9 protein-coding genes are annotated in these 6528 nt (G+C 56.1%); 8 read left to right on the forward strand and 1 reads right to left on the reverse strand.

Annotated features, from left to right (window positions below; translation table 11 throughout):
- Positions 1-93 precede the first annotated feature (93 nt).
- A complete protein-coding gene (locus tag ACYVJT_RS14860; protein ID WP_499418522.1) occupies positions 94-432 on the reverse strand; it encodes an aldehyde dehydrogenase family protein in 339 nt (112 codons plus the stop codon).
- Positions 433-449: 17 nt separating this feature from the next.
- Here ACYVJT_RS14860 and ACYVJT_RS14865 point away from each other — a divergent pair, with 17 nt between their 5' ends.
- From ACYVJT_RS14865 to rpsN, 8 genes are all read left to right on the forward strand, one after another.
- A complete protein-coding gene (locus ACYVJT_RS14865) occupies positions 450-650 on the forward strand; it encodes a hypothetical protein (protein ID WP_499418523.1) in 201 nt (66 codons plus the stop codon).
- A gap of 12 nt (positions 651-662) precedes the next feature.
- Positions 663-1514 carry a glycine cleavage T C-terminal barrel domain-containing protein gene (locus ACYVJT_RS14870; RefSeq protein ID WP_486389587.1) on the forward strand — a complete coding sequence of 284 codons (852 nt, stop codon included), beginning with the start codon at positions 663-665 and terminating at the stop codon, positions 1512-1514.
- A gap of 148 nt (positions 1515-1662) precedes the next feature.
- Positions 1663-3156 (forward strand): MFS transporter, encoded by a 1494-nt coding sequence (locus ACYVJT_RS14875; protein ID WP_343958366.1) that lies wholly within the window; start codon positions 1663-1665, stop codon positions 3154-3156.
- A 107-nt stretch (positions 3157-3263) separates the two neighbouring features.
- The gene (locus ACYVJT_RS14880; RefSeq protein WP_343958368.1) at positions 3264-4637 is read left to right on the forward strand and encodes a thioester domain-containing protein; all 1374 of its coding nucleotides are present in this window, start codon (positions 3264-3266) and stop codon (positions 4635-4637) included.
- A 143-nt stretch (positions 4638-4780) separates the two neighbouring features.
- Positions 4781-5290 (forward strand): MarR family winged helix-turn-helix transcriptional regulator, encoded by a 510-nt coding sequence (locus ACYVJT_RS14885; RefSeq protein ID WP_343958370.1) that lies wholly within the window; start codon positions 4781-4783, stop codon positions 5288-5290.
- Positions 5291-5677: 387 nt separating this feature from the next.
- Entirely contained in the window at positions 5678-5914 is a 237-nt protein-coding gene (gene rpmB / locus ACYVJT_RS14890; RefSeq protein ID WP_343958372.1) for a 50S ribosomal protein L28, read from the forward strand.
- 2 nt (positions 5915-5916) lie between these two features.
- Positions 5917-6084 carry a 50S ribosomal protein L33 gene (gene rpmG / locus ACYVJT_RS14895; protein ID WP_343958374.1) on the forward strand — a complete coding sequence of 56 codons (168 nt, stop codon included), beginning with the start codon at positions 5917-5919 and terminating at the stop codon, positions 6082-6084.
- Between the two features lie 3 nt (positions 6085-6087).
- Positions 6088-6393, forward strand: a complete 306-nt coding sequence (rpsN, locus tag ACYVJT_RS14900) for a 30S ribosomal protein S14 (protein WP_343958376.1) — start codon at positions 6088-6090, stop codon at positions 6391-6393.
- Positions 6394-6528 lie beyond the last annotated feature (135 nt).

Consider the following 6528-nt stretch of genomic DNA (forward strand, 5'->3'; position numbering starts at 1 on the left):
CCACGAAGCCAGACTCCGCTACCGGTGGGACACCCGCACCGTCAAGCCTTACGATTTCCGGTAAGCGCCGATAAGCCCCTATCCGCGCAATCTCTAAGTGGTGTCGCCTTGCAGTGCTTGCGGCTGATCGGAGTAGATTTTCTGGGCATTATAGGCGTTGTAGCGGAAGAAATCAGCGACCTCGCACGTTGCTTCAATCTCGGCTTGGTGGAACGTTTTTGACTGTCCCAGCATGGTCGTGGCGACCAGCTCGTCCCGGTATTTCCCTGCGGCTAGATCTGCTGCGCGCAGGAAGATCGCGGCTCGATCCCACCACGGCGTTGCCGCCCACTGATCTTGGACTGCTAAGGCCGCGTCGATGGCATCATGCACCGATTGTTCGTCGGCGGTGGCCATACGTGCGATCACATTTTGGTGGTCGTGCGGCGGCACAATATCCCAGGTACGGTGTGGAAGCTTATAGCGTTGTTAACCATCAATATCACCCCCGGCGTTACGGTAATCCGGTCGAGGAATACTGGGCGCTGGTCAACGACGTCACCCTGTGGGACGTCGGGGCCGAGCGCCAAGTCGAGATCACCGGTCCCGACGCCTTCGAACTGACGAATATGCTTACCCTGCGAGATCTCAGTGACCTCGAGGTGGAGTAGTGTAAATACGCCCTGATCACGACTCAAGACGGCGGCGTACTGTCCGACCCTATCCTGTTGCGTGTGGAAGAGCAGCGCTTCTGGTTCTCTACCGCCGAATCAACCCTGTTGCCCTGGGCTCTAGCAGCCGCCCACTGGTCTGGGCTCGATGTGCACGTCCAAGAAGCCGACGTCGGTCCTGTGCAAGTTCAGGGCAAAAAGTCCGTTGAGGTCATGGTCGACCTCTTTGGCGAATCCATCCGTGACATTCGTCATTACTGGCTCAAGCGGTACCAACTCGACGGCATGGACGTCGTCGTGTCCAAAACGGGCTTCACCAATGTGGGTGGCTTCGAGATTTATCTCGAAAAGGCAAGCCAGCACGCTGATCGTCTGTGGGAAACAGTGTACGAGGCGGGCCAACAACACGGTATGCGAGTCACCGGCCCCGTACACATCAACCGTATGGAGGCGGGCATCCTCTCCTACGATGCGGATATGACCTTGGATACTAACCCGTTCGAGGTCGCATTCCACTATCCATGGCTCGAGCGCGAAATCGATCAAGAGACGCCGTTCATTGGACAGCCGGCATTGCAGCAGATTCGCGATCAGGGAGTTGATCGCAAGCTGGTGGGTGTAGAAATAGCGGGGGAACCACTGGGCTCGTATACCGACGGATCGATGCCCGAAGCATTTCCTGTTCATTACAATGCACAACAAGTGGGCCTCGTGAGTTCCGCGTGCTATTCGCCCCGTCTTGAGAAGAACATCGGCTTTGCGATGGTGCCGACTGAACTGGCAGACAACGGTACAACCATTCAGGTCGAGACCCGCCACGGCAGGGAATCGGCCACGGTTGTCGACAAGCCATTCTTGACCTAAGCATGGTGGCGGCCCCGGTGTGAATCGCATCGTCATGATCCCGGCCTCGACGTGCGCTCGCGGAATACGAGCACACGTCGAGGCCGTATTGTGTGGCCGGGCGACCGCCCCGAACCTTGTGGGAATAGGCTAGCCTAGCTTCGTGAGTGTGAAACAACCTAGTACCCAGCGTTCTGATTGGATCGCTTTTGCCGTTGCCGCCAGTGTGGCCGTGCTGACCATCCTCGATATCGTCAAAGTCAATGTGGTGCTGACCCCATTAGAGGAAACCCTCGGTGCTACCCCCACCCAGACGGGACTCGTTGTCGCCGGTTATGTGCTGGCCTTTGGTATCGCGCTGGTTCCATCCGGTCGACTTGGTGACCAGTGGAACCGCAAAGCCATGTTCATGATTGGGCTCAGCATTTTTACGGTGGCCTCACTGTGCGCGGCATTAGCCCCGACTGCCACCTTGTTGGTCGCGGCACGCATCCTGCAGGGTATCGCCGCGGGCATCCTCATGCCCCAGGTGTTGGGCATGGTACAAACCTTGTTTCAAGGTCAAGCTCGTGGTCAAGCGTTCGGGATCTTTGGTGCAGCCATCGGTCTGGGAACCGCATTTGGCCCCACGATCGGTGGGCTCTTTCTCGGTGCGTTTGGTTCCGATCTCGGCTGGCGTTGGACCTTCGGCATGAACGTGCCCCTGGCGCTACTCATCATTCCATTGGCCCTGTGGCTCATCCCGGCCAGCCAACCACAGCCTGGGCGGGCAGACCTGGATGCCGTCGGTATTTTGCTGATGGCCGCATCTGTGCTTTTTGTGATGCTGCCGTTTGTACTGACCAGCGGCACTGACGACATCGCGGCGCGATGGATCTTTGTGCCGTTAGGGCTGGTGACGGCGGTGCTGTTCGTGCGCTGGGAAAACCAGTACCGTGCGGCGGGCAAGAGCCCCGTCTTAGATTTCACGCTTTTTTCCTTTCCCTCGTATCGCAACGGCGTGATTATCACGACGCTGTGGTTCGCAGCTATGCCCGCCATGTTCTTGGTCATGACCCTCTTTAACCAGCAGGGCCTCGGCCATGACCCGGTTGCCGTTGGCCTGATCACTGTTCCCTTCGCGTTTATCTCGGCCGCCGTTGCCGCAGCCGTTGGACGCTACACCTTCCGTCATGCCACCACCCTGGTGCTGTGGGGGTACGTCATCTTCATCACCGCCCTTATCGGTCTCGTCGCAGTCTCGGCATTCGTCCCGCCCGAACACAATCCCATCGCGATGGCCATCGTCCTTGGCGTCGCAGGTATTGGTCCCGGATTCATCATGTCTGCTAATCAAATGCGTACGCTCATCGATGTCCCTGTCACACAGGGTGGCGTTGCAGGTTCCTTCCAGCAGGTTGGCCAACGGTTAGGCAACGCGATCGGAGTTGCCGTGGGTTCTGCTATCTTTTATGCGCTGGTCGTCGCCGTGCCACGTGACGCCTCGGGGCTGCCAGATCCCGCAGACCCTGCGTCAGTGGCCGCTTATGCTCATGCTTTCCAAATGGCTATGGCAGTGTTGATACTGTTCTCAGTCGTCGCGCTCATTTTCGCTGGCATTGACCATCGCGCTCACCATCGTCAGCTGGCGGAACACGCCACTCAACAAGCAACGACCACCTAGTTATCCACAGGTTCCGTGGGGTAGGGGCGTGTCGGAACGAGCCATTTGCCTAGTGTCGGACGCACACCGATTGCACAGCGCAATCGCCATGAGCTGAGGACACACTTTTGAAGAACACAATTTATGCATCATTGGCAGTGACGGCACTGGGCGGGGCAGCATTTCTTGTCCCCGCCGCAGCACACGCAGACGACGCAGTACCGTTGGATAGCGATAGCTTGGCGACGGATGACACGACAGCGGTCATGGGACCTGCACGGGAATATCAGCACGGTCTGACCGTCAACGGTGTTTCACCCACGCTGCGTACCGTCGTCGTCGACGGTGAATCGATTCTGGCGTACTGCATCGAATATTGGATTCGAGCAGCGGACCCGGACCATACAGCGGCCGTAACCGGCTGGGATGAATTTACCGGTGACAACAATTTCAAGACGGACTCGCAAGTACGCGAACAGGTTGCATGGATACTTCGAAATTCCCATCCAACGCTGAGCCTGGATGACATCGAGGCGACCACCGGCACCTCGGGACTGACAGAAGCCGAAGCGATTGCTGCAACCCAATCAGCGATCTGGCATTTCACTGACGATTTCGTTCCAGATGGCAACCTCACGGTCGAAAGTGCGGCCACAAATAACGAGCCCGTTTCAGCACAATCTGCCGACAATGTTCAGGCGGTGTTCGACTATCTGACCGGCGAGGAGAACACTGGCCTCAATGAACAGCAAGTTCAAGCCAGTGTGACCCTAATCGAAGCCACCGACGCAGACGTGGCCCGGCCACAAGGCCTCACGGAAATAATCGAGGACGAAGATGATCATGTGTTTGGTCCGGTAGAACTCAACGCTTCGACCGACTCGGTAGGCCTTGACATTAACACCATAGATGACGCTGTGGACATGGAAGACCTTTCCATCCTTGATGCTGATGGAGAGCTCCTCGAACCGAGCCAACCGGTCACGACCGATGAGTTGTGGCTCCACGTCCCTGCAGACACAGAAACCGGCGGGGTACACATCGCCGCTGAATCAACGGAATTTGGCTATACCGGCAGGCTCATCACGCCAGAACCCGATGCGCAGCGCAGGTTTCAGACCATCGTTGTGGTCGATCAAACGTCACACCAGGATTCCACTGAATTACAGCTGAGCTGGGAAAAACCAACGGTTGTAGAACCGCCACCATCAGAAGAGCCGCCTGCGCCAGAGGAACCACCTAGCCCGGAAGAACCACCTACACCGACGGAGCCGCCTGCACCAGAGGAACCGCCCGTGCCGGAAGACCCTCCGACGGCAACGGAGCCACCGATTGAAGAAGCCGAAGAGATACACGCGACCGAACAGCTTGCGACAACAGGGCCGAATGAAACCAGGAACGTCCTGATCGGTGTCGGCACGCTGGCCATTGGTGCCGCGCTCCTGATACTCAACCGCTGGCTGCGGAAAAGGAAAGCCTGGGGAACAGCTGAGAAATTCTGAGGTTACTCAGGGTGATTTTTAGGGTGAACTCCAGGTGTATTCACTAAGGTAGAAAAGATTTCTATTAGCTTGGGTCATAATGCATTGCGAATTCGTATAAAATTGGCGGGCGCAGATCGATGGCTTCCTAGAAGGGATGAAGCGTGGTGAAAATTTCACACGGGATTGACGAAAACGACTCTCAATCATCGGTGTCGTTCAGCTCTGACGAGATGGCGTTCTGGCAGCGAGTTGTCGCCGTCTACATGGGAGTGCTCCCAGATCTGGAACGTGCTCTCCAGGATGCGGGCAAGGTCAGCTTCTTTGAATTCCAAGTTCTCGATCATCTCGCAAAAGAAGACGCTGCCGTAGGTATGTCTCACCTTGCAGCTCGCTGTGACGCATCCCTATCACGGCTGTCCCATGTGGCCCGCAAACTCGACCAGCGCGGTCTGATGGTCCGTCGTTTGTCCGATACGGATAAGCGCGTCACCGTTGCCGAAATTACCGACGAGGGGTCGGCCCTGCTGGAAGACCTTCGTGGGGTGTATCACGGTGCCGTTGAAACCCGGGTTTTGCAATCACTGACACCGGAAGAACTGCGGCACGCCACCAGTATTTTCGATAACGTGCTTCGCCGAAACCAACCGGATCACTGGTTATTGACTGGCTAGTCACAGTCATACTGGCGGCATGCTCAAAGTATCAACCGTGAAGCTACTCCACGGTTTGATTAAATACTTTTGGCGGACTAAACTGTGAGCTTGTTGTCTGCACTGTGCCCACTTCGGCCCGACCATGGTTGAAGGAAAGCAAACGGAGAGAGTGCAGTCACCGAAAATTTGGCTCTCTTTTGAAGTGCAAGCTTTAAAGGAGACTCACCGTCTTCACCCTAGCGATGAAAAGGGCACTTCGGTTGGTTCTCACCCAGCCTGGTATTCCTTCGAGAAAGTCGCAGTAAGAGCGCGGTGTCACAACTGGTGGCGAAACCGTCGCCGAATCCATCGGCGCAACAACATTTCGCCCGTACTTTTACTACTGCTTAGAACCGAGGAGTGATCATGGCAGCACACTGCCAGGTAACCGGAGCTGGACCGGGGACAGGATATAGAGTGTCCCACTCGAACCGCCGCACCAAGCGCCGGTTTAATCCGAATATCCAAAAGAAAAGCTACTTCGTCCCGTCACTGGGTCGTAAAGTAACGCTGAACGTATCCGCACGCGGCATCAAAGTAATTGACGCCCGCGGCATTGACTCTGTCATTTCAGAACTCATCGCTAAGGGAGTGAAGCTCTAACAATGGCACGCGAAAAGGGCTTGCGCCCCATTATCAAAATGAAATCGACTGCAGGCACCGGCTACACTTACGTAACTCGTAAGAACCGCCGCAACAACCCAGATCGTATTACGTTGAAGAAATACGATCCTGTAGCCCGCAAACACGTTGATTTTCGAGAGGAGCGCTAAGCATTGGCTAAGAAATCTATGATCGCCAAAAACGAGAAGCGTAAAGAAATCGTTGCTCGTTACGATGAACGTCGCAAACAGCTGAAAGCACAGCTGGTTGACCCGAACGCTACTGACGAACAGCACGAAGAAGCACGCGTTGGCTTGCAGAAGCTACCACGCGACGCCTCTCCAGTCCGTGTTCGTAACCGTGACTCTATCGACGGACGTCCACGAGGTACCCTGCAGAAATTCGGTATCTCCCGTGTTCGCCTCCGCGACATGGCTCACCGCGGTGAACTACCAGGCGTCACCAAGTCCTCCTGGTAAATTCAACCTCTTGTAAAAATCTGGTCGACGGTTTTCCGTCGGGTTAATGGACAAAACGTGTGCTTTTTTACGGCGTGTCAGCGTGTTCGTCCGCCCCATCCTTGTTGGATTCCGTTGCCGTCTTGGGTGCTGAAT

It is taken from the genome of Yaniella soli, assembly GCF_054782375.1.

What these genes read in the sequence shown, in the direction of transcription:
- rpmB (WP_343958372.1), top strand. Translation starts at nt 5,678, where the DNA reads ATGGCAGCACACTGCCAGGTAACCGGAGCTGGACCGGGGACAGGATAT.
- rpmG (WP_343958374.1), top strand. Translation starts at nt 5,917, where the DNA reads ATGGCACGCGAAAAGGGCTTGCGCCCCATTATCAAAATGAAATCGACT.